The 22,899-nt window shown below is 39.6% G+C and carries 19 protein-coding genes; 8 read left to right on the top strand and 11 right to left on the bottom strand.

Annotated features, from left to right (window positions below; translation table 11 throughout):
- Nucleotides 1–22 precede the first annotated feature (22 nt).
- The 7 genes from fabD (at nt 23) to acs (ending at nt 12,705) form a co-directional block, all read left to right on the top strand.
- On the top strand, nt 23–907 hold the full coding sequence (gene fabD / locus Q0X77_RS11555) for an ACP S-malonyltransferase (protein WP_297797494.1): 885 nt from the start codon (nt 23–25) through the stop codon (nt 905–907).
- Nucleotides 908–1,053: 146 nt separating this feature from the next.
- Nucleotides 1,054–5,724, top strand: coding sequence for a gliding motility-associated C-terminal domain-containing protein (locus Q0X77_RS11560; protein WP_297797496.1), 4,671 nt, complete (start codon nt 1,054–1,056; stop codon nt 5,722–5,724).
- 8 nt (nt 5,725–5,732) lie between these two features.
- Nucleotides 5,733–6,719, top strand: coding sequence for a type IX secretion system membrane protein PorP/SprF (locus Q0X77_RS11565; RefSeq protein ID WP_297797498.1), 987 nt, complete (start codon nt 5,733–5,735; stop codon nt 6,717–6,719).
- An 11-nt stretch (nt 6,720–6,730) separates the two neighbouring features.
- Nucleotides 6,731–8,671, top strand: a complete 1,941-nt coding sequence (locus tag Q0X77_RS11570) for an OmpA family protein (protein WP_297797500.1) — start codon at nt 6,731–6,733, stop codon at nt 8,669–8,671.
- A gap of 138 nt (nt 8,672–8,809) precedes the next feature.
- The gene (locus Q0X77_RS11575) at nt 8,810–9,067 is read left to right on the top strand and encodes a DUF4212 domain-containing protein (protein WP_297797502.1); all 258 of its coding nucleotides are present in this window, start codon (nt 8,810–8,812) and stop codon (nt 9,065–9,067) included.
- A 27-nt stretch (nt 9,068–9,094) separates the two neighbouring features.
- A complete protein-coding gene (locus Q0X77_RS11580) occupies nt 9,095–10,786 on the top strand; it encodes a sodium:solute symporter family protein (protein WP_297797504.1) in 1,692 nt (563 codons plus the stop codon).
- Nucleotides 10,787–10,797: 11 nt separating this feature from the next.
- Nucleotides 10,798–12,705 (top strand): acetate--CoA ligase, encoded by a 1,908-nt coding sequence (acs, locus tag Q0X77_RS11585; protein WP_297797506.1) that lies wholly within the window; start codon nt 10,798–10,800, stop codon nt 12,703–12,705.
- A gap of 55 nt (nt 12,706–12,760) precedes the next feature.
- Here the strand turns inward: acs and Q0X77_RS11590 are convergent, their stop codons facing one another.
- Nucleotides 12,761–14,014: an NRAMP family divalent metal transporter gene (locus Q0X77_RS11590; protein WP_297797509.1), complete on the bottom strand. Its 1,254-nt coding sequence runs from the start codon at nt 14,012–14,014 to the stop codon at nt 12,761–12,763.
- A gap of 62 nt (nt 14,015–14,076) precedes the next feature.
- Nucleotides 14,077–14,724 (bottom strand): ElyC/SanA/YdcF family protein, encoded by a 648-nt coding sequence (locus tag Q0X77_RS11595; protein ID WP_297797511.1) that lies wholly within the window; start codon nt 14,722–14,724, stop codon nt 14,077–14,079.
- Nucleotides 14,725–14,911: 187 nt separating this feature from the next.
- Between Q0X77_RS11595 and Q0X77_RS11600 the strand changes: the two genes are divergently transcribed.
- The gene (locus Q0X77_RS11600) at nt 14,912–15,433 is read left to right on the top strand and encodes a 5'(3')-deoxyribonucleotidase (RefSeq protein WP_297797513.1); all 522 of its coding nucleotides are present in this window, start codon (nt 14,912–14,914) and stop codon (nt 15,431–15,433) included.
- Between the two features lie 126 nt (nt 15,434–15,559).
- Here the strand turns inward: Q0X77_RS11600 and Q0X77_RS11605 are convergent, their stop codons facing one another.
- The 9 genes from Q0X77_RS11605 to Q0X77_RS11645 form a co-directional block, all read right to left on the bottom strand.
- Nucleotides 15,560–16,045: a DUF481 domain-containing protein gene (locus tag Q0X77_RS11605; protein ID WP_297797515.1), complete on the bottom strand. Its 486-nt coding sequence runs from the start codon at nt 16,043–16,045 to the stop codon at nt 15,560–15,562.
- Complete coding sequence (locus Q0X77_RS11610; RefSeq protein WP_297797517.1) at nt 16,017–16,571, bottom strand: hypothetical protein; 555 nt, start codon at nt 16,569–16,571, stop codon at nt 16,017–16,019. The genes Q0X77_RS11605 and Q0X77_RS11610 overlap by 29 nt, the downstream gene beginning before the upstream one ends.
- 129 nt (nt 16,572–16,700) lie before the next feature.
- Entirely contained in the window at nt 16,701–17,162 is a 462-nt protein-coding gene (locus Q0X77_RS11615; protein WP_297797519.1) for a hypothetical protein, read from the bottom strand.
- 160 nt (nt 17,163–17,322) lie between these two features.
- Entirely contained in the window at nt 17,323–18,027 is a 705-nt protein-coding gene (gene folE / locus Q0X77_RS11620; protein ID WP_297797521.1) for a GTP cyclohydrolase I FolE, read from the bottom strand.
- 433 nt (nt 18,028–18,460) lie between these two features.
- Complete coding sequence (locus Q0X77_RS11625; protein ID WP_366939210.1) at nt 18,461–19,168, bottom strand: LytTR family DNA-binding domain-containing protein; 708 nt, start codon at nt 19,166–19,168, stop codon at nt 18,461–18,463.
- Nucleotides 19,165–20,193: a histidine kinase gene (locus Q0X77_RS11630; protein WP_297797523.1), complete on the bottom strand. Its 1,029-nt coding sequence runs from the start codon at nt 20,191–20,193 to the stop codon at nt 19,165–19,167. The genes Q0X77_RS11625 and Q0X77_RS11630 overlap by 4 nt, the downstream gene beginning before the upstream one ends.
- 114 nt (nt 20,194–20,307) lie before the next feature.
- Nucleotides 20,308–21,408 carry an acyloxyacyl hydrolase gene (locus Q0X77_RS11635; protein ID WP_297797525.1) on the bottom strand — a complete coding sequence of 367 codons (1,101 nt, stop codon included), beginning with the start codon at nt 21,406–21,408 and terminating at the stop codon, nt 20,308–20,310.
- A gap of 112 nt (nt 21,409–21,520) precedes the next feature.
- Complete coding sequence (locus Q0X77_RS11640; RefSeq protein WP_297797527.1) at nt 21,521–21,910, bottom strand: DUF1428 domain-containing protein; 390 nt, start codon at nt 21,908–21,910, stop codon at nt 21,521–21,523.
- Nucleotides 21,911–22,011: 101 nt separating this feature from the next.
- A partial coding sequence (locus Q0X77_RS11645; protein WP_297797530.1) for a DUF1214 domain-containing protein occupies nt 22,012–22,899 on the bottom strand: 888 nt, incomplete at its 5' end.

Genomic DNA, 22,899 nt, shown 5'->3' on the forward strand with positions numbered 1-22,899 from the left:
TATAATCAAAACACAGACTAGAATGAATGCATTTATTTTTCCCGGACAAGGGGCTCAATTTCCCGGCATGGGACTCAATATGTATGAAAAATCCAGGCAGGCTCAGGAGCTATTTGAAAAAGCCAATGATATACTTGGATTTAATATTACAGACATCATGTTTCAGGGTTCGGCCGATGACTTAAAAGAAACAAAAGTTACGCAGCCTGCTATTTTTTTGCATTCGGTAATTTTAGGTAAGATGATGGGAGAAGGTTTTAAGCCGGATATGGTTGCAGGGCATTCATTAGGTGAATTTTCCGCTTTGGTATCTAATGGGGCATTGAGCTTTGAAGACGGTTTATCCCTGGTTTCACAAAGGGCAATTGCCATGCAAAAAGCCTGTGAACTTATCCCCGGTACTATGGCCGCCGTAATAAGGCTTGAAGATGCCGTAGTAGAACAAATTTGTGAAGCAACTGAAGGTATTGTGGTTCCCGCGAACTATAATTGTCCCGGACAATTGGTTATTTCCGGTGAAATAGATGCTATAAATCGTGCTTGTGAAGCTTTAAAAGAGGCGGGTGCAAGGCGTGCCTTGGTATTACCGGTAGGCGGGGCATTCCATTCGCCACTAATGGAACCTGCCAGGGAAGAATTGGCAGCAGCAATAGAGAATACGGTTTTCAGTAATCCTACTTGTCCCATTTACCAGAATGTGACAACCACAGCGGTAACAAATGCGGACGAGATTAAGCAAAATCTCATCGCACAACTTACAAATCCGGTAAAGTGGACACAGAGTGTACAGCAAATGGTTGCTGATGGTGCAACCCTCTTCACGGAGGTAGGCCCCGGGAAAGTTCTGCAGGGCCTTGTTAAGAAAATTGAACCTACTGCAGAAGCTATTTCGGCAGAAGTTCCATAGAACAAAAACCCACAGATTTTGTATTTCACCCGAAAAAGGCAGTTTTAAGCCTTTTTATTAGTCTGAGGACTACATTTTTAGTATTATTGGACCCCTATTTTGCCTAACCTGCATAAACTGCTATGGTTTGAATTTTAATGAATTCAATGCTGATAATTATGGGTGTAAACCTTAGAAATATCGTTTTAGTAAGAGATTTCAGAATTAAGTTTTTAAAAGGACTTTCTTTTTTCGGACTGTTTTTGCTTTTAGTATCTAATGCTTATGGACAGCCTCCAAGTGGCTATTCTGTTGGCATAAACCAGGACCCGATCAATATAAGCAATGAGAATGCGGTAGATTTTACATTCGTAGGAGCAGAAGTTGATGCAACTTACGAATATACATTTACGAGTAGTGGGGGTGGAGGGTCTGTTTCGGATACAGGAACTATAGTAAGTGGGGTTCAGATCATACCGGGGATAGATTTGAGTACATTGCCGGATGGCCTTATTACATTAACAGCAAGTTTAACCAATATTGATGGAACGGGAGCAGATGTTACTGATACAGCCACTAAGGATACAGCTGTACCCAGTGGTTATTCAGTGACTATAGACCAGAACCCGATCAATACAGGCAATGAAAATGCGGTAAGTTTTACATTTGCGGGAGCCGAAGTAGGTGCAACGTACAATTATAGTTTTACCAGTACCGGCGGTGGGACTCCTGTAACGCTCACCGGAGGTGGGCCAATCGTAACAGCAACGGATCAGATAACGGGCATAGACCTGAGTGGTTTGGGAGATGGTACCATTACCTTAAGTGTTACATTGACAGATAGTAATGGTAATCCGGGTATAGCAGCTACTGATACTGCATCCAAGGATGCTACAGCACCTGCAGGCTATTCCGTAACTATAGATCAGGACCCGATCAATACGGTCGATGAGAATTCTGTGAGTTTTACATTTGCAGGAGCAGAAGTTGGAGCTACTTACAATTATACCTTTACCACTAGTGGCGGGGGAGGTTCAGTAACGGGATCCGGAACTGTAGGAGGTGCAGGACAAACGATACCAGGAATAGATTTAAGCGGATTAGCAGATGGTACCATTACCTTGAATGTTACCTTGACAGATATTAATGGTAACCTGGGTACAGCGGCTACTGATACTTCAACCAAGGATACGGCACCACCAACTGGCTATACGGTAACGATAGATCAGGACCCGATCAATACGGGTAATGAGAATGCAATAAGTTTTACCTTTTCCGGCGCAGAAGTTGGAGCTACATACGATTATTCCTTTACCACTAGTGGTGGAGGAGGTTCCGAAACGGGATCAGGAACAGTGGCAGGTGCAGCAGAAACGATATCAGGGATAGATTTAAGTGGTTTAGCAGATGGCACCATTACATTGAGTGTTACCTTGACAAATATCAATGGCGTTGGCTTGGCGGCTACAGATACTTCAACCAAGGATACTACAGCACCTGCAGGTTATTCCGTAACTATAAATCAGGACCCGATCAATGCGCTCAATGAAAATGGAGTAAGTTTTACATTTTCGGGAGCAGAAGTAGGTGCTACCTACGATTATTCCTTTACCACAAGTGGCGGAGGAGGTTCAGTAACGGGATCCGGAACTGTAGGAGGTGCAGCACAAACGATCTCAGGGATAAATTTAAGTGGTTTAGCAGATGGTACCATTACCTTGAGTGTTACCTTGACAGATAGTAATGGTAACCTGGGTATACCGGCCACTGATACTTCAATCAAGAACACTGCAGTACCTGAAGGCTATTCGGTGACCATAAACCAGGACCCGATCAATGCGGGTAACCAGAATGCAGTAAGTTTTACATTTACGGGAGCCGAAGTAGGTGCTACCTACAATTATTCTTTTACCAGTAGTGGAGGTGGAGGTTCAATAACGGGATCAGGAACAGTGGCGAATGCTGGTCAAACCATATCGGGGATAAACTTGAGCACATTGCCGGATGGCACAATTACTTTGAGTGTTACCTTGTCCAATCTCAATGGCACTGGTGTGGCTGCTACAGATACTTCAACAAAAATAGCCGCACAAATAAGCATCAACAATATTTCACAGGTAGAAACAAATTCCGGTATTACGGCATTTAGCTTTACGGTAAGTATTGTTGGAGGTGAGAATGCCTCAAATAATATCGGTTTTACTTATAATACGGTTAATGGCACTGCGACCCTGGCAGATAATGATTATGCTCAGGTAGTCAATGGCACGGGCACGATTTCGATAGGGAATTCTAGTACTACACTAATTGTGAATGTAATCGGGGACCTAAAAATTGAGTCGGACGAAACTTTTTTTGTGAATTTAAGTGCTCCTATTAATGCCACAATTGCTGATGGGAATGGACAAGGGATTATACAGAACGATGACGGTTGTGCCGCAGGTACCAGCGCACCAGTTTTAAATGCAGGTGTACCCACCGAATTATGCGACAGTACCGGGCAGGATTTAGATGCTTATACAAATACCCCCGCACCACCGAATTCAGTACTTACATGGAGTACTAATTCTAACCCTCTAAATACTGGGGCGCACTTACCTAGTAGTGTTGTAACAGATACTGACAGATACTATGGCTTCTTCTATGATGCGCTTAATGCTTGCGCCAGCCCGGTATTGCAGATAGATCTTCAATTTGATACTACACCATCTGCCGGAACTACGTCGGACACAGCGGCCTGTAATCGAGGAAATGATAGTGTAACACGAGTAGATTTGGATGACTTTATTACGGGTGAGGATGAAGGTAGTTGGGCATGGACCAGCGGTCCTGCGGAGGTAGATCCGGATGGCGGTAACAGAGTTCAGTTTGAAGATGAGGATATAGGGACATATGTATATACGTATACGACAAACACAGCTCAGGGGGCTTGCCCAGAGGCAACAAGCACTGTTACAATAACCGTAACAGCATGTGAATTCGATTGTGATGTTGCACCACCTTCAATAAACCCTGATATACCCACTGCATTTTGTGACGAAATAGACCCTGCACTTAGTTTGGATGATTATACGGATGGCACTGCCCCGACAGGGACCATTTTGGTTTGGAGCAGGAACCCCAATCCAACAGACCCTGATACCGATCACTTAAGTCAGGCTGAGATAGACAATCCTACCATTGGTACATATTATACTTTTTTCTATGCCACTGATGATCTATGTTGGAGTCCTTCTTCAGAAGTTACGTTGAATGTTAATAGTACACCCGTCATAACTGCCACCACAGGTGATACCTTCTGTGATTCCGGACAGGCAGTACTTACAGTAGAAGGCGAAATTCCCAACAGCGCAAATGCACCAAATTTTAACTGGTATGCCACAGAGACCAGTACGGTTGTTTTATCTAATTCAAACACCTATAACACCCCTGTTTTAACCGAAACTACCAGTTTTTGGGTAGAGGCAACCGCAAATGGTTGTACTTCGGCCAGGGAAGAAGTAATAGTCACGGTTAATTTACAACCGTCTCCCGGAACCCCTGCCAATGGTGCGGCATGTAACCTTGCAGACAACGGAGCAACGACCATTGATCTTGATAGTCTCCTTACAGCTGCCGATCCGGGGACCTGGGCCATAACTACAGATCCCTCAGGAGGAAGTGTTGTCATAGACAGTGAGAATATCGTGGATTTCAATGGGCTTGCAGATGGTAGTTACGTCTTTACCTATACCACTTCAGATGCCTTACCGCCATGTACCAACCAGTCTGTTGATGTAACGGTTGTTGTGACCGACTGCAGTACGCCTTCAGATACAGATCTTGAAATAACAAAAACAGTAAACATTCAAAATGTCCAAATCGGGCAGGAAGTGATTTTCACGGTTACCGTAAACAATCTATCGGATAGTCCGGTATTGAACGTAATTATACGTGATACCTTGCAAAGCGGGTTTGAGTATATATCAGAATCCACTTCATTAGGAATCTATGATAATGTCCTGGGAGAATGGACCATTGGTGAATTACTGCCTTTGGAAAGTGCTACCCTTGATATAACTGCAGTGGTCTTAGATCAGGGTGATTATTCCAATACTGCCACTCTTGTGAGTTCTTTGCCGGCGGATACCAACGATACAAATAACGAGGATAGTGTAACACTTACTATAGTTCCGCCACAAGAAGTAAACCTGTTAATTGAGAAAACCGTTGAGAGCCCAAACCCATTAGTGGGCGAAGAAGTTGTATTTACCATTGTAGTTACAAACCAAACATTGGAAGGGACGGTATCTCAGATTATCGTTGAAGATATAATACCGGACACTGCTGATGCTGAATTTGTGTATGTTTCCCATACTGCGAGCATTGGTGAATATACGCGTGCAACCGGCTTATGGGAAATACCCGGCTTATTGCTAAACCAGCAGGCAACATTACAGATTACGGTCTCGGTGCCAAGGGAAGGTATATGGGGAAATACAGCAACTATTATTAGTCCTCCCCTGCTACCTGGATTGGATCCTGCAGCATTTGCCCGTGTAAATGTAAGTGAACCCACTAATACAGAACCCGGCTTCCTTTTTAATCAGTTCTCACCAAACGGGGATGGAACAAATGACCTTCTTAAGATCAACAATCTGGAAGATTACCCTAACAATTTCTTGCAGATTTTTGATAGATACGGAAACAAAATATTAGATGTACAGGGTATGACAGAAGGAAATACCTGGGATGGAACAAGAAATGGCGAACAGGTACCTTCAGGGACATATTACTATGTGCTGGATTTAGGAGATGGTTCAGAAATTAGAAAAGGCTGGATTCAGCTCATAAGATGATAAAAATAATGACTTGTACCACAAGTAACACTTTATATCGGAATGTCTTTGTATTGCTGGGCTTTTTAATAGCAACGTTCAGTGCGAGCTATTCGCAGCAGGAACCGCAGTATACGCAGTATATGTATAATATTGGCAGTTTTAATCCTGCCTATGTGGGGAGTGTAGAAAATTTAGACATTACAGGTCTTTACAGGGCACAATGGATAGATATCGAAGGCGCACCCAGAACCATAAGGTTTGGGGTAAATTACCCTTTTGAAAATGACAGGATGGGACTCGGTTTTAACGTTCAAAGCGATCAGCTGGGGCCTACAACGAATACGTTTGTAGATATTTCCTATTCCTATCAAATATACATTTCCGCAATCACCAAATTGTCTTTTGGTATTGATGTGGGGGGCTCATTTTTAGATGTCGATTTTTCCAAAGGAGATTTTGAAAACCCCGGGGAGCCAATTTTAGGTCGGGAACAAATCAATAACTTTTACCCTACTGTTGGTGCCGGGTTGTTTTTATATCACGACAAATGGTATTTCGGGGCTTCTGCACCCAACTTCTTGCCCGGAGGGCTTTATAATAACGATGTGGCCCAGGTTATAGATGACAAACTGCAGGTTAATTTAATAGGGGGTTATGTATTTGATTTATCCGAAAAGCTTAAATTAAAACCTGCTTTTTTAGTAAATTTCGTATCCGGAGCACCGGCAACCGCAAATTTATCGGCTAACTTTCTAATTAATGGCAAACTTACTGCCGGGGCTTCTTACAGATTTGATAATGCAATAAGCGGATTGGTAGGATTTCAGATATCTAACAGCATGTTCGCAGGATATTCTTACGATTATAATACCAATCCAATTGGACAATACAATAATGGTTCACATGAAATAATACTTAAGTTTTATGTTGGAAGAGGCAGTAAAACTAAAAAGGAAAAAAACGAGAATCTTAAAGGCAAACCAAAACAAATAGATACACCACGATTTTTCTAAACGTATAGGCAATGAAATATACATTCTTAATTCTGATTGCTTTTTTGTTTGTTAATGGCTTTTCTATTGCCCAGGATAAAAAATCCAAAGGAGATGACTTCTTTTTTGCTTACAAATATCCACAGGCAATTATTGAATATAAAAAGGAAAAAAATGATCATCCTTTAAGTAAAAGACAATTGCTGAATTTAGCAGATTCCTATTTGCATACCGGTAACTATAAAAATGCTACGGACACCTATCTTTCTATATATAAAGAAGACACTAAAATATCTACCTTTCATTTTAATAATATGTTGCAAGCTATGGCTAAAACTTCCGGCCAGGACAGGGTCAAAGCATTTCTGGCAACAAAAACTGATGTTCTTTCCAATGAACTCCTGGAGAACGCGGAATTCAATTATGAACTTCAGGAGGCCGTAAATAACAATGATTCTGAATATCAGATATTCAATATTAATTCAAATAGCGCGGCAGCTGATTTTTCACCATCTTTTTACAAGGATGATAAATTGCTCTTCACGAGTTCGAGGAGGCCTGCTTCCTCTAAGAAAAAAGGACCGATTGAGGCCGAGTACTTAAAAATATTTGTTTCCAAAATAGGCGGGGATGGTCAGATTCTTAACCCAAATCCGTTTGATAAGGTTCCCAAATCTAAATTCCATCAGGCAACTCCTTTTTATTCCAAAGCAATGGACGCTGTTTTTTATGTCAGCTCCAATGCGGAAGATGATATACTGACCTTCAATGAAAATGGTAAAAACAGCCTGGCTGTAATGAGAACCTCAGAGGATGAATCATCGCAATATTTGTTAAGAGATCTAAGCACCTCATTTTACTATCCCTTCTATGACGGCAATACCAGCAGACTTTATTTCGCTGCAAATTTTCCGGATGGATACGGAGGGACTGATATTTATTATGTAGATACGAATGATGGCAAGATCATGTCCACACCAATTAATTTAGGATCAAGGATAAATACTCCCGGTAATGAAGTATCACCTTTTGTTTTTGAAAATAGTTTATACTTTGCCTCTGATATCTTTTACGGACTTGGGGGGATGGATATCTACAAATCTGAAATACAGGGCGGTGAGTTCTTTAGCATTCCGGTTAATTTAGGTTTAGGTCTCAATTCTGAGGAAGACGATTTTGGTTTTATTATCAGGAATAACATAACCGATGGTCTAATAGGATATTTCTCGTCTAATCGTCCCGGTGGTAAGGGTAACGACGATATTTATGGCTTTACAGTGGCTAATAAACCTGGTCTTAAAACATTAGTCCTTAGAGGGAGCATAAGAAATTCTGGCTCAAAAGAAGGTGTTTCAAAGGCTGCGGTCAGAATTTATGATAATGATAAAAATCTTATAAGGGAAATTTATACAAAAGATGATGGGAGTTACAGGTTGGAAATCCCCTGGAGGGAATCTATGGTGCTAGAGGTATCGAAAGACCGGTATTCTCCCAAATTACAATCTTTTGATAAAACTGCTGTTGAGAAACTGGAAGATGATAGCCTCGTGGATATTGAACTTTTATTTCTGGATGACCTTGTGCAGGAGAAGGAGGATCAGACAGTGATTAAAATGGAAAAATTCTATTTTCAAAAAGGAAGGTATGCTATAACCCCGGAAATTGCGACCGAACTTGACAAAGCCGTTATTGCAATAAAGAGTTTTCCACAAATGCAATTGCGAATAGAATCTCACACAGACAGTCGGGGTGGAAGTGCTACAAATTTTAGATTATCTCAAAGACGCGCTGATGCCATTAAGGACTACCTGGAACAACATGGGGTGGCGACTTCAAATATTTTGTACTCCATCGGATACGGAGAAGACAAATTAATTAATTCCTGTAAAAGTGGTGTATTCTGTCTGGAGCAATTGCATAATCAGAATGAACGACAATTAATAGTTGTATTGAATTACGACCTGTTATATTAGGTTAAATTACACTTCATGGTTTGCCAGTTGCCGGCTTGCATGCCAAAAAATAATCCAACAGGACATCTATTCAAAATTTTTCTTTCCAATACCTATTAATTATTCGGAATACTTATATTTAGACAAATAATTATTCAAATGAGTAATGATACTAATGCCAAGGGGTATTGGAAAAAAAACTTGCAATACCTTGCCGTTTTGTTGGGGATTTGGTTTATAGTCTCCTATGGTTTTGGAATTCTGTTAAAGGAAGATCTCGATAAAATTCACTTAGGTGGCTTTAAACTTGGTTTTTGGTTCGCCCAGCAGGGATCTATATACGTTTTTGTTATCCTGATATTTATTTACGTTAGATTGATGAACCGCCTTGATAAGAAATACGGGTTCGACGAATAAATCAAGCCAACCAAACATATTCATTCTATGGATGTACAGACCTGGACGCTTACAATAGTGATCCTCACCTTCATGCTTTATATTGGCATAGCAATCTGGTCAAGAGCCAGCTCTACCAAAGATTTTTACGTTGCCGGAGGTGGGGTTTCAGCCTTTGCAAACGGATTGGCAACTGCGGCAGATTGGATGTCCGCTGCATCCTTTCTCGGAATGGCAGGATTAATATCATTTAACGGCTATGACGGCTCGGTATATTTAATGGGCTGGACAGGGGGGTATGTTCTGCTTGCCCTTCTGCTTGCACCATATCTCAGAAAATTTGGACAATTTACAGTACCGGATTTTATTGGGGATCGCTACTATTCTAATATAGCCCGTTCCGTAGCAGTTGTTTGTGCCCTGTTGGTTTCATTTACTTATGTGGCGGGTCAGATGCGCGGGGTAGGACTCGTTTTTTCCAGATTTCTGGAAGTCCCTATTAATACCGGAGTTATCATTGGAATGATAATCGTTTTGTTTTATGCTGTCCTGGGTGGTATGAAGGGAATCACTTATACGCAAGTTGCCCAGTACTGTGTCTTGATTTTTGCTTTTATGGTACCGGCAATTTTTATATCCATTCAAATGACAGGAAATGCTATTCCTCAACTGGGGATGGGAGCCAATGTCATTGGAGAAAGTGTTTCCCTGCTTGACAAACTGGACGGATTATCTATGGATCTCGGATTTGATAAATATACAAATGGTTCCAAGCCCATGATCGACATCTTTTTTATTACAGCCGCTTTAATGGTCGGAACGGCTGGTTTACCACATGTTATTGTTAGGTTTTTTACTGTTCCCAAAGTTAAAGATGCCCGAAAATCTGCAGGTTACGCCCTGCTTTTTATTGCTATTTTGTATACCACTGCCCCGGCAATCGCAGTTTTTGCCAGAACAAATTTAATTGAGACCGTAAGTAATAAGAATTATGAAGAGATGCCGGAATGGTTTTCCAAGTGGGAATCTACGGGCCTGTTAAAGTTTGATGACAAAAATTCTGATGGTATCATTCAGTATGTAGCGGATCCGGTAATTAATGAACTTGATGTGGACAAGGATATTATGGTCCTCGCCAATCCTGAGATTGCAAATTTACCCAATTGGGTGATCGCTCTGGTAGCCGCCGGAGGACTTGCCGCGGCACTCTCTACTGCAGCGGGTTTATTACTTGTGATATCTACCTCCATCTCACATGATCTGGTTAAAAAGCAGATCGATCCAACAATTTCTGATAAAAGTGAATTAATTATTGCAAGAATGTCTGCTGTCGTTGCTGTATGTATTGCAGGTTATTTTGGTATTAACCCACCCGATTTTGTAGCAGCCACAGTGGCCATGGCATTTGGTTTAGCTGCAGCTTCTTTTTTCCCTGCGATCTTAATGGGTATTTTTTATAAGAAGATGAATAAAGAAGGTGCGGTGGCAGGGATGCTGGTGGGTATCGTTGTTATGCTGTTTTATATGCTAAAGTTTAAATTCGACATGTTTGGAGGTGGCTCGTCCAAAGACTGGTGGTTTGGAATTTCTCCGGAAGGCTTTGGTACTGTAGCTATGTTACTTAACTTTATGGTTTCCATAATTATCTCTTTATTTACCCCGGATCCTCCAAAAGAGGTCCAGGAAATAGTGGAGAATATTAGAATACCCAGCGGAGTTAAAGAAGCGAATTCGCATTAAAAATAAGCAGCATGAGCAATTATCACATTAAACATTTAGAGGAATACTTTCAGGTATACCGAAAGTCAGTACAACATCCTGAAGCATTTTGGGAAGAAATTGCTGAAGAGCATTTTGTTTGGCGTTCAAAATGGGATAGAGTGCTCAGTTGGGATTTTACAAAACCCGAGGTCAAGTGGTTTGAAGGTGCTGAGCTTAATATTACAGAAAACTGTCTGGACAGGCATTTACCCACGAAGCGAAATTCGACTGCAATCATTTTTGAACCAAATGACCCGCAAGAAGAAGCACAACACATTACTTATGGGCAATTGCATGAAAGAGTGTGCAGGATGGCTAATGTCCTTAAAGAAAGCGGAATAAATAAAGGAGATCGTGTTTGTGTTTACCTTCCGATGATCCCTGAATTGGCCTATACCGTATTGGCTTGTGCACGGATTGGAGCTATACATTCGGTAGTTTTTGCCGGCTTTTCTTCAAACGCATTAGCGGCGAGAATAAATGATTGTGATTGTAAAATGGTTGTTACCTCTGACGGTTCGTTCAGGGGCAATAAAATCATTGACCTGAAAGGTATCGTTGATGCTGCTCTTGAAGATTGTCCCGGGGTAGAAAAAGTATTGGTTGCAAAACGTACAGGAGGGAAAATTACGATGAAGAAAAACCGGGATTACTGGTTAAAACCTTTATTAAATGATGCATACGCAGACAATGATGCTGAACGGATGAAAGCTGAAGACCCCCTTTTTATTCTTTATACTTCCGGATCTACCGGAAAGCCTAAAGGAATGGTACATACCAGTGGAGGTTATATGGTTTATACAGCCTATACCTTTAAAAACGTATTTCAATATAGAGAGGGTGATGTGTATTGGTGTACGGCAGATATTGGTTGGATAACCGGTCATTCCTATATCATTTATGGTCCATTGGCCAACGGAGCTACCACAGTTATGTTCGAAGGGGTGCCATCGTACCCGGATTATGGACGATTTTGGGCGGTGGTTGAGAAACATAAAGTAAATCAGTTTTATACTGCTCCAACAGCTATAAGGGCCCTGGCCAAGGAAAACCTGGAGTATGTTGAGAAATACGATCTTAGCTCCCTCAAGGTCCTGGGTTCTGTAGGTGAGCCAATTAATGAAGAAGCCTGGCACTGGTACAATAATAATATTGGACATGGTAAAAGTCCAATTGTAGACACCTGGTGGCAGACGGAAACCGGAGGAATAATGATAACCCCTTTGCCTTATGTGACCCCAACAACACCAACCTATGCCACCTTACCCTTTATTGGAATTCAGCCAGCTTTAATGGATGAGGAAGGAAATGAAATTATGGGAATTCAGGTAGATGGCCGTCTGTGTATTAAATTTCCGTGGCCTTCTATGGCCCGGACGATATGGGGTGATCATGAAAGGTATAGGGATACCTATTTTACAGCCTATAAAAATAATTATTTTACAGGTGACGGGGCTTTGCGTGATGAAGTAGGCTATTATCGGATTACAGGGCGTGTTGATGACGTAATTATTGTTTCCGGACATAACCTGGGTACTGCGCCCATTGAGGATTCTATTAATGAACATCCTGCCGTAGCGGAATCTGCTATTGTGGGCTTTCCACATGATATAAAAGGGAATGCTTTATATGGGTTTGTGATCCTTAAGGAAATTGGCGAAGCACGCGATAGGGATAATCTCAGGAAGGAAATAAATCAGCAAATAACCGAACATATTGGCCCTATTGCCAAACTAGACAAGATTCAGTTTGTTCCAGGTTTGCCTAAAACACGAAGTGGTAAGATTATGAGGCGTATTTTGCGAAAAATCGCTTCCAAAGACACAGAAAACCTGGGAGATATTAGCACCCTATTAAATCCCGAAGTAGTTAAGGAAATTATGGATAATACCCTATAAAAAGGCATATTGATAACTTAAGTTGTATGACACATTTCATTCAGGTCAACGAATCTTAAAAAAGGACCATCCAGCAATAATAAATTGCAAACAGGGACAGGAATATTATGCCTGCAAACGTCAGGACTTGTAACCCCTTGCCCGGATGAAATCTATTTGGAAGGTCATGGCTCATAACGTTTTTTAAATTCATATAACCTACTATAGGGGCTAAAACAAAGGAGACAAAAGTAGCAAGAGCCACCAGGTCACCCATATTTGCACTGAAGGCGGTTATCACCACAAAATTCACTAAGGCCAAAATTATTACCCCGGAAGCATAGTACTTTCTTCCTGAAAAATTTCTTTTTTTAGGAGTTAATAGACCAATGATATCAATAGATACCCTCGATATGGCGTCATGGGCTGTCATGCAGGTACTAAACATGGTAGCGAATGCAGACACGGCAATAAATATATAGGCCCATTCTCCGATATGGGTGGTAAATAATTGTACTACCTGATCTGCAAAAATAATGGCGTTACTGCTCAGTTCAGTATTCGTCCCATACAGGGTCATCCATCCGATAATTAAGAAGAATATAGCCAGTATTGCAGTCATCAAATATCCTGAATTAAATTCCTGCAATGCTTCTTTGAGTGTAGGCTTAATTTTGTTTAGTTTATATTTCTCGAGGCTCCACAGACTAATCCAGCTGGAAGCCTCCACTGCTGTTGGCATCCAGCCAATTAATCCGATTAAGAAGAGGATGCCCGCTTCATTGAAGATGGAAGGAGGAGCGAAATCCGGGACCGGTTCCACTTTCCCTTTGTATATAACAAGGACCGTGGTTACCAATAAGGCTATAAACAAGATGGAGATTACGAATTTCAAAGAGGTCTCCAAAAATCGGTAACGACCAATAATTAAAAGCGTACTAATGAAAGCAAATAAGCCAAGGGCAACCATTGCTACTGAAATGTCCTGTACCTTAAACAGGTTGATGAACAATCCGGCAGTAACCACATAAAGTGCGGCAAGGATAGTAAATGTTGTAACAAGTGTAATGAAGGCATAAAGCCATAAATAGCCCTTTCCCCGATTAAGATAGCCTTCTATAAGGGTTTTATTGGTGACATTGGTATATCGGATACCAAATTCAAAAAAAGGGTACTTAAGAATATTTGCCAGAATAATAGGAATAACCATTACCCAGCCATACTGTGCACCTGCTTTAGTGGATAATACTAAGTGTGAAGTGCCTATTGCCATACTCGCAAACAACAAACCCGGTCCGAGGTTTCTAAGCAGCGTTTTAAACTTTGACATGGGAGCTAAGGTTAATTTTCTGTGACTAAAATAGGTTTTTTTCAAGCAAAATTTACAGACGCCTATTTTATCTCTATTTTATCACCGTAGAAGCGGGGTTGTGTATTGAAAAGAAGATCCAAAAACACTTTTACCCGGGCAAAATATTCCCGAAACTGAACCTTTACACCTTGTTTTCCGGTAATTCCCTCGGCATTAAACCCTATAGCTTTAAGGCCCTTTTTCTCAGCCAAATAAATAGCCCGCTCATTATGAAATTTTTGTGAGATTACCGTAACACTATCTAGGCCAAATATATATTTTGCCCTTACCATTGAATCAAGGGTTCGGAAACCGGCATAATCAAGAAATATTTTTTCATCCGGGATTCCTCCTTTGATCAGGTCTTTTTTGATTGTAGTTGGTTCGTTGTAGTAAATAGTTCCATTATCTCCGCTTACCAGGATAAACTCAATTTTTCCGGCCTTATACAATTCAATGGTAGCTTTGATGCGATTGGCATAATATGGGTTTACTCCTCCTTTCACAAGCATCCTTGAGGTGCCTAAAACCAGGCCCACTTTGTTTTTTGGGGTATTGGCAGGATCTGTGAAAGTTTTCCCCCTGGCTGAAACTTCAATCGTAAAATTGGAAATAATTACGACCAGAATTGACAAGAGCAGCAATAGGGCCAATAGAAAGCGATATTTCTTCTTGATGGAAATCTTCATATCTAATTTAAAGGTAAGGAAACGGCTGTTATCTTTTTGGCCATATCGATGAAAACAATATATTCACTATGAAAACCAAAAAAGAATTTTTTCAATATGGGATTGAGTATTTTTGGGAGAGTGATACCAGCGATTAAGAAATCTCAAAACTTATAATTATTAATTTTTAGCAAATACAAATTTAGAAATGACATTGTTTATAGATATGGATGAGGTAATTGCCGACACCTACAAGGCGCATATTACACTTTATAATAAGGAATTTGGCGAAAACCTTACGGCACAGGATTGTATAGGAGGTGAGGTATGGCAAAGTGTACCGGAACATCGCAGAAACCGAATTCACCGACACTGCCATGAAGTAGGGTTTTTTCGTGCTCTGCCCCCAATTGAAGGAAGTAAAGAAGTGATAAAGGAGTTGACTAAAGTATACGATGTTTTTATTGCGTCTGCCGCAATGCAATTTCCTAATTCATTAATAGAAAAGCACTATTGGTTGGATGAACATTTTCCTTACATAGATTGGAAGAAACGCATTTTATGTGGAGATAAGCACATCCTTAGGGGCGATATCCTAATTGACGACCGCAAATACAACCTGGAAAATTTTATGGGGCGATCTATTATGTTCAGCTCACCTCATAATATAAACACTAATGGTTTTGAACGGGTAAATAGCTGGAAAGAAGTTGCTGAAAAGTTGTTGTAATAGGATATTTAAATCGCATTTATAACAATTAAGAATGTATTGAAACGCATCATTTTACTAAGGTTCACGGCCTGGTTGAAGGAAAATTTGGCTATTTATTCAACTGCTTTTAAAATACCATTTTAATTACCATTCCCAGCCAAATGCTAAATTCCAGAAATAATCTGAATCGCTGGCCCCGGCTACTGGTTGGTTATCATAATTTAAGGTAATCCCTGTTTTTACATAGAAATCTAATGGAAGGTCATATTTCAAATCAAAATTCCAATCTACACGCCATCGACCACTTTCACTAAAACTTGGATAGGCTATTAATCGGGTAATAATACTCAGGTCTTTTGCATCAAATAAATTTAGTTCAGTACCTAATATGCCTTCAAAACTTGACCTGCCTTCTGTATCACTTGAAAAGCTCTCATTGTTATAGGATAAACCGGTTAACACACCCCAATACATTTTATTGGTATTTACAAGGTAATTACCAACCCCCATGGAAACTACTGTTCTTAAATCCAAAAGTTGCTCGGTATTTGACAACAAAGATACCTGGGGAGAAAGGTACCAGTCTTTTGGAAGAAAATAATTAGTCTTCCCTTCTGATATCTTCAGCATTATCTTGAGTGGAACGAAGTAAATTGGCATTGATATTTGCTGACCATTTATCCTCTGTATATTTCAAATTGGTTCCCAGGGTAAACTGTTTTAGGTTATTAGCTTTTGTAAAACTTATACCAAAATCAATAGCGGCGTCTAATCGGCTCCAAAACCCTCTCTCAAGAGGTTGCAGATAAACAATTTCAGATATCAATACTTCTCTTTCATCTACTCCTTCGCGGTTGGTAATAGTAATAGAGTTATCCTCATTAGATCTTAGTTTTCCAACGAGTCTGTTTCCGTCTGCCAAACTTGTTAAAAATACAGACTGAGTATAGATTTTTTTAATTTCTAACCATTCAATGTTAAAATCAGAATCGCTATAATTAGTTTCGATAACCAAAACGCCTTTGTCCATAGATTTAATCTCACCAATAATTGTAGTGTTAGAATCTAATAGGAGAGAATCTTGTTGAGCCAGGGTGGTTGCACAAGTAATGAGCATAAGGAAAAAGCTTATCCCTGATTTTGAAAATGAGAACATATGGCGGTGTGATTTATTTGGTCCTTAGAAAAAAATCATAAACCAATAATGTATTTGTTGTCTGGTTTCAATAAGTTGGTTTGCAGAAAACAAGAATCAAAATGGTAAGAAGAGTATTTTATATTCGTACTAATTTACCTTTTTAAATCCCCCTTCTTTAAAGCGAAATCTTGCCATGAAACCCCAATTATTCGTGTAAAAGTCAAAATCATTAGTAACCGCAAAACCAGGCCGCCAATCAAATCCAATGGTTAAAGGAAATCTAAAGGAATATTCTACGCCAAAATTGCCTGCGATATTAAAGTCAAAATCATTTTCGAAGAAAAATTCCGGACCTACCCCGGGATAAAATTTCAATCCTTCGGGTCCGTCAGTTAAGGCAAACATCCAGTCGAAATAGGCTCCTACTCCAAAATTTTCTAAATAGACCGTTGGATGGAGCCTGGGAGATATTCCCAGTGGGATTGTGGCATCAATTCCTATGTTCTCACCAATTCGAACCCCTGCTTCAATATTGGCCTGACCAAATGCAGTTGTATTAAATGTTAAACATAGCACAACCAGTGCGAAAAAGATCTTTGGATATTTCATTAAGTTCAGTTTTGAGTTTATTAATTCAGGGGCAAATTTAGCAATAAATGATTATTTCTTAGTAAGATCAGCATTATATAAGCTTTTGTAGCCCAGAATTAATTCCAGGGATGTCGAATATGATGATGTTTATCCAGAGCACTGAAGGTTTAGCTGCTGCTTAAGAATTGATATAATTCTGTAATTCAGTAATTTTTTGAGACGATTTAAAGACACCTCCGTAGTAGGAAGTTACAGTGGCAGAGGTATTATCCTTAACACCTCTTGATGAAACACATAAATGCTTTGCATCTATAATTACCGCAATATCCTGAGTGTCAAGAATAGTTTGTAATTCAATTGCTATTTGATTGGTTAAGCGCTCCTGTACCTGTGGTCTTTTAGCATAATATTGCACAATACGATTTAACTTTGAAAGACCAATAACTTTCCCTGAAGAAATATAGGCTACATGAGCTTTGCCAATAATAGGCACAAAATGATGTTCGCAGTTGGAATAGAAGGTGATATCCTTTTCAACCAACATCTGATTGTATTGATATTTATTATCAAACAGAGCCACTTTAGGCTTGTTTTCAGGATTTAAACCTGAAAAGATTTCTTCTATGTACATTTTGGCTACGCGTTTTGGAGTACCCCTGAGTGAATCATCATTCAGGTCTAAACCCATTACGTCCATAATTTGGGCAAATAATTTTGCAATGCTTTCTTTCTTTTCTTCATCGCTCATGGCAAATGCATTGGGCTTCATAGGAGTTTCTAATCCTGTGGAAAGGTGATCATCCCCTATTTCTTCATGAGTAAAACCATTCAATAATTCTTCAGAATTAATGAGCGTATTTATTAACGTATCCTGATCTTTCATATGGTGCTAGTAATTTATAGTTTTTGCTATTTGTGATTGTACAATTTTATTGTTTGGATAGGGTTCGATGATTTATAAAATACCTTATCCATTACGAGGTAAATATATAAAGTTTGTTTAATATAAAATGTTAAAGAATAAACAAAAATTAAATCTAAATGGAGTTTACATTATAGTTTAATCTAATTATAATAATTATGTGCCGTGTCACATAAGATATGTTGTTTAATAAAATATGAAAAAATATGAACTTATATTTAGATGTCAAAATATAGTTACAGGTGCCAGGTGATTGGATTTTAGACAAAAAAATTAATGATATGTTCCAATTATTTATGAAGAAATAGGAAAGGCAAAGATAAAAATGGAAAACAACTTTTAACTGGAAGTGGAGTCTGAATATTTTACTTTTAATATTGCACTTTCAATTACTTTATTTTAGAACGCGTTTCATGAAATTGTCCTTATAAGCCCTTCCTATAGGAAGATTCGTTTTTTCATCCAAACGGACTTGATTTCCCACGATTTTCTGAATTTTGGAGATATTAAGGATATATGATTTGTGAATCCTGACGAACTTTCCTGAATCCAGATAAGCTTCCCAGTATCTCAGCGGCTCTTGAGAAAGGTACTTCCTTTCCACAGTATGTATTTCCGTATAATCTGCATCAGATTGTATAAAACGAATGTTGGCAACTTCAATTTTGATGAGCTCATAGCCCGATTTTATGAAAAACGCATCGGATGATGACTTAGGTACGTTTAAATCTTTCTCTTTAGCTCCTTCTGATTTATTGGGAGGCACTTTAGAGACTGCCTGTACAAATCGCTCAAACGAAAAGGGCTTTAGTAAATAGTCCACCACATCATACTCGTAGCTTTCAAGGGCATAATCGGGAAACGCAGTCGTCAAAATTACATTGGGTTTGTGGTGCATGGCCTTTAAAAAATCAATTCCAGAAATTTTGGGAAGGTGAATATCCAAAAAAATCAAATCAACTTTTTCAGTTTTTAGAAAGTCCATGGCCAGAAGTGGATCGGTAAAGGTGGCTTTCAAGTCCATATTCTCCATATCGGCTATGAACTTTTTCAATACACGTTGTGCAGGTGGTTGGTCTTCGATAATAATGCAGCGCATCATGCTTCGTTTGCTTTTAATTGCATTTTCAAAAGTACGGCGTATTCGCCATTTCGCTCATTTATGGACAATTCATGTGCATCTGGATATAAGATCTGTAATCGTTTTATTACATTTTGAAGTCCGATACCCTTGGAAAGGCTTTCGGTGTTTCCCAAAGGTTGAAACGTATTCTTACAATGGAATTGCAATAGACCCTTATCCGTCACATGTATGTTGATGTCGATGGTAATATCGTTTGACTGGCTGGCTGTACTATGTTTAAAGGCATTTTCAACAAATACGCTCAAAATTAATGGAGCAATTTGGTAGCCGGAAGGGATATTTTCCGTTTGAAATATTACTTTACCTCGTTCCTCAATTTGGAGTTCGTTCAACTGGGTAAAGTTTTTAATGTGTTCTATTTCCTTCTGAAGTGGCACAAACTTCTCCTTACAATCATATAACATATATCGCAATACCGAGGAAAGTTCCAATATGATAGATGAGGTTTTCGGGGATTGCTCAATGGCATAGGAATATAGGTTGTTTAGGTTGTTGAAGAGAAAATGCGGATTTATCTGAGATTTCAGAAATTGTAATTCACTTTCTTTGATAGATGATTGTAGTTGCTCTACTTCCAACTGTTTTTTCGAAGCGTCCCATGCAAACTTAAAGCCCACCAGAATGGTAATAACAGGAAGTACATCCAGGAGACAATATATAACACCCGCAAAACGCTGACCGCGTGTATCCGGATAGTAAATCTGTTCCAGCACAAATTCTTCAATAGAGATTATGGCGGTAATTACTATGGCTACAGACAAAAAGAAGAGCAAGTACTTTTTCTGATAAAAAAAATTGGGCAAAAGCACATAATTAATAATTAAGGCACCGATTGCATAGTTCAGAAAGACAACAACCTTAAATTCCTGTATTTGTGGCTCGTTCTTATCGAATGAAAAGAAAAGGAAAAGCACGGCATGCAGTAAAATCTGAAACACTACTTCTTTAGTAGTATCGTCGAAAAAGGATCTTTTTGGTGCCATCTTTCCAAAATTACGTTTTTCTTAATATAGGATGCGGGAAAAACCGTCATCGACAGATTCTATAGGGTAAACGTACAATAGCACCCATGAGAATCATCTTTATCCCTAAATTATTTAAAGTGAAAAGCCCACCCTAAAATCAAGGAAGTTTGCCACATGGCCATGTGCTTTCAGGTTGATGCCCACATTAAATTTTTTGCCAATCCTGTAAACCAGACCGTATCGCTGATACAGATCCGAGTGCATGGGATTAGGATTGCTGAGATACACCCCAAATTGCTGACTAAAAAGAAACTTTCCTAATAAGAACTCATGACCAATAGCGACTCCTGCCTTCACGGAACTACCCTCATCTCCACTTTGTTCAAGTACATACCCGGTACCGTTATCATACATTACTTCTCCTCCGAAGGTGTACGCATTTACCCTGGCAAACTGTCTGCTCCATTTGATTTCCAGTCCGGGGGATAGCAGGAATAGATTATCTCTCGGTTCCTCATAGGCCATAAATAATGTAAAATCCAACCTTTTTTGGGGCGGGCCAAGATCTCTCCAGTTGATTACAGCTCTTTTCTTAAATTCAAACTCTTTTAGGTAATAGGCCATACCTATCCCTATAGAAGGCCAGTTAATACCCTTATTGGGTTTGCGGACCCCACCATTGGAAATATGGTTATATACCAGTGTTCCATTCAGCAACCAGCGGTCTTTAATTCTGAAGTGTACCGTACCTCCCAGTTGCAATGGAAAACCAATATAGGTGCTATAGCTCTGGTTATCCGGATTTAAAACCGGATCATATGGAGAATTCTGATATGAGAAACCAAGACCTGCCCGTACCGAATAATTCACACGGCCCTTGGTATTAAAGACAGGTTCGATGTAAAATAATCCTGTCAATCCTTGTCCAAGCACTTCCTTATTGTCAAAACCCCAATAAGTGAGCGCCATACCAAGTTTTGGGTAACACATACATGACTCCCAGGCCTTCTGGGATATTTTGTGCCAGGCCAAATCCAGTTCAATTCCGGTAGGGTAGGAGTCTTTAATAGGTCTTAGCTCCCTGCTGTGGATGAGCACCGAACCCAGGTGAAATTTGAGTCCAACCAACTTTACGGCATTAAGTGAATCACTCGAGTTCTGGGCAAAAGCATTCCCGGGAGAGTAAATGAAAACTCCTATAAACAAACAAAGAATTATCGAGCTTATCCTCATTTAAATTCTATAATTGTTATTGGTCCTTTCCTATCATCAATTTACGGAGTTATGCTCTCATTAAGAATTATTTTTTCTATTTATGCTCGAATTTGTAACCTAAGATTAATTTTTAATCCTCACCACTAAATAATTGGACAAGTGGTTGAAATCCACCATAAACCATTCGTGTGGCATCAAAAACAAGTTGCGACGGATCAGTCAGCGGGGCAATTAAATCCTTCATTCTGGGGTCGTCGGGCACCTGCTTATTTGCCAGGTCACGCATCTCCCGGGATTCGAACACAACCCACCCAAATACAATTACTTCATCCTCTTTTGCATCTATTAGGTCAGGAAAAGAACGCGTACCTTCCAATTTTAAATCATCACCAACATATTCAAAGTAGGCGAGTGCACCATATTCCTTCCAGATCTTTGCCACTGTCTCAGCAACGCGCTTGTATTCATTCAGGTGAATTCGCGGCACCGGAAGGACGAATCCGTCTATGTAATTTGTCATGTTTTCCTTAATTTATTTTTGTTTTATTCAATGGTGAATTACCGCCCCGAAGGATGGTTAAGCGCTATATCCTGAGTTAGTATTTCGATTATTTATTTACTTTAATTACAAGGTTTTTTCGGTAAGTTATTCAAATCTGGTTTATAATACCTACAAACAAAATAATAGGGTTCACCTGCATTTACAGGTATCCAATATGTACCATCTTTAGGGTCCTCAACACTGAAAGTAATGGTAATGTTGCCATTTTCATCAGGCTTTGTGTTGTAGGCATTGATGAGGTCATTTTTTTTGGGCAAAGTGTTACGCGTTAACGCGCTGTATCTCGTAATCGACCAAAACAATTCAACACCTTCAGGTTCATATGGGAAGGTAAAAACTTCAGTTTTATCCCCAATCAGTACTTCATCATCACAGTTGGTAAAATAAGGTTGATAATATGCATGATGAACCGGGAAACCAAGGTGTCCTATAATTCCACCAGCTCTATTCTCCATGTCATTACTCCCTTTTTCATTACTGTCAATCGGTCCGAATTTCCCAAAATTGCCAATTGCGCCTATGCGTGGAGCATTCTCACCAATGTATTTACTTACTCTCAGGTAGTCGTCATGGGAAAAATCAACTGATGATTGGAGCCAGGCTTTATTTTGGGGATAAACATCGCGATTAGCCAGTGTGAATTCAATTGGATTGTCAAATTCTAGCTTTTTACTTACTCCTTCTATTGTAATCTTGTCCTGAATGGGATAAACATTTTCAAGGTCATCATTGGTGAAAACCTGTACTCGAATAAATAAATGCGGATAATTTCCTGCACATTCAATTACCGTAGTTCCTTTCGGAGTTTCCATATCCTTCCCTTTTCTGATAAAAGTATAGGCTCCCTCAGGAAAAACTTCATCATAAATAGTATAGTGTTCCATATCGGTTATATGAATAGAATAATACCTTCCTTCTTCAACCTCCGGGAAAGTAACGGTAACCGG

It is taken from the genome of uncultured Eudoraea sp. (assembly GCF_947258925.1).
Taxonomy (GTDB): Bacteria; Bacteroidota; Bacteroidia; order Flavobacteriales; family Flavobacteriaceae; genus Eudoraea.

Coding starts and splice junctions, on each gene's coding strand:
- fabD (WP_297797494.1), top strand. CDS start 23: ATGAATGCATTTATTTTTCCCGGACAAGGGGCTCAATTTCCCGGCATG.
- Q0X77_RS11560 (WP_297797496.1), top strand. CDS start 1,054: ATGCTGATAATTATGGGTGTAAACCTTAGAAATATCGTTTTAGTAAGA.
- Q0X77_RS11565 (WP_297797498.1), top strand. CDS start 5,733: ATGACTTGTACCACAAGTAACACTTTATATCGGAATGTCTTTGTATTG.
- Q0X77_RS11570 (WP_297797500.1), top strand. CDS start 6,731: ATGAAATATACATTCTTAATTCTGATTGCTTTTTTGTTTGTTAATGGC.
- Q0X77_RS11575 (WP_297797502.1), top strand. CDS start 8,810: ATGAGTAATGATACTAATGCCAAGGGGTATTGGAAAAAAAACTTGCAA.
- Q0X77_RS11580 (WP_297797504.1), top strand. CDS start 9,095: ATGGATGTACAGACCTGGACGCTTACAATAGTGATCCTCACCTTCATG.
- acs (WP_297797506.1), top strand. CDS start 10,798: ATGAGCAATTATCACATTAAACATTTAGAGGAATACTTTCAGGTATAC.
- Q0X77_RS11590 (WP_297797509.1), bottom strand. CDS start 14,014: ATGTCAAAGTTTAAAACGCTGCTTAGAAACCTCGGACCGGGTTTGTTG.
- Q0X77_RS11595 (WP_297797511.1), bottom strand. CDS start 14,724: ATGAAGATTTCCATCAAGAAGAAATATCGCTTTCTATTGGCCCTATTG.
- Q0X77_RS11600 (WP_297797513.1), top strand. CDS start 14,912: ATGACATTGTTTATAGATATGGATGAGGTAATTGCCGACACCTACAAG.
- Q0X77_RS11605 (WP_297797515.1), bottom strand. CDS start 16,045: ATGCTGAAGATATCAGAAGGGAAGACTAATTATTTTCTTCCAAAAGAC.
- Q0X77_RS11610 (WP_297797517.1), bottom strand. CDS start 16,571: ATGTTCTCATTTTCAAAATCAGGGATAAGCTTTTTCCTTATGCTCATT.
- Q0X77_RS11615 (WP_297797519.1), bottom strand. CDS start 17,162: ATGAAATATCCAAAGATCTTTTTCGCACTGGTTGTGCTATGTTTAACA.
- folE (WP_297797521.1), bottom strand. CDS start 18,027: ATGAAAGATCAGGATACGTTAATAAATACGCTCATTAATTCTGAAGAA.
- Q0X77_RS11625 (WP_366939210.1), bottom strand. CDS start 19,168: ATGATGCGCTGCATTATTATCGAAGACCAACCACCTGCACAACGTGTA.
- Q0X77_RS11630 (WP_297797523.1), bottom strand. CDS start 20,193: ATGGCACCAAAAAGATCCTTTTTCGACGATACTACTAAAGAAGTAGTG.
- Q0X77_RS11635 (WP_297797525.1), bottom strand. CDS start 21,408: ATGAGGATAAGCTCGATAATTCTTTGTTTGTTTATAGGAGTTTTCATT.
- Q0X77_RS11640 (WP_297797527.1), bottom strand. CDS start 21,910: ATGACAAATTACATAGACGGATTCGTCCTTCCGGTGCCGCGAATTCAC.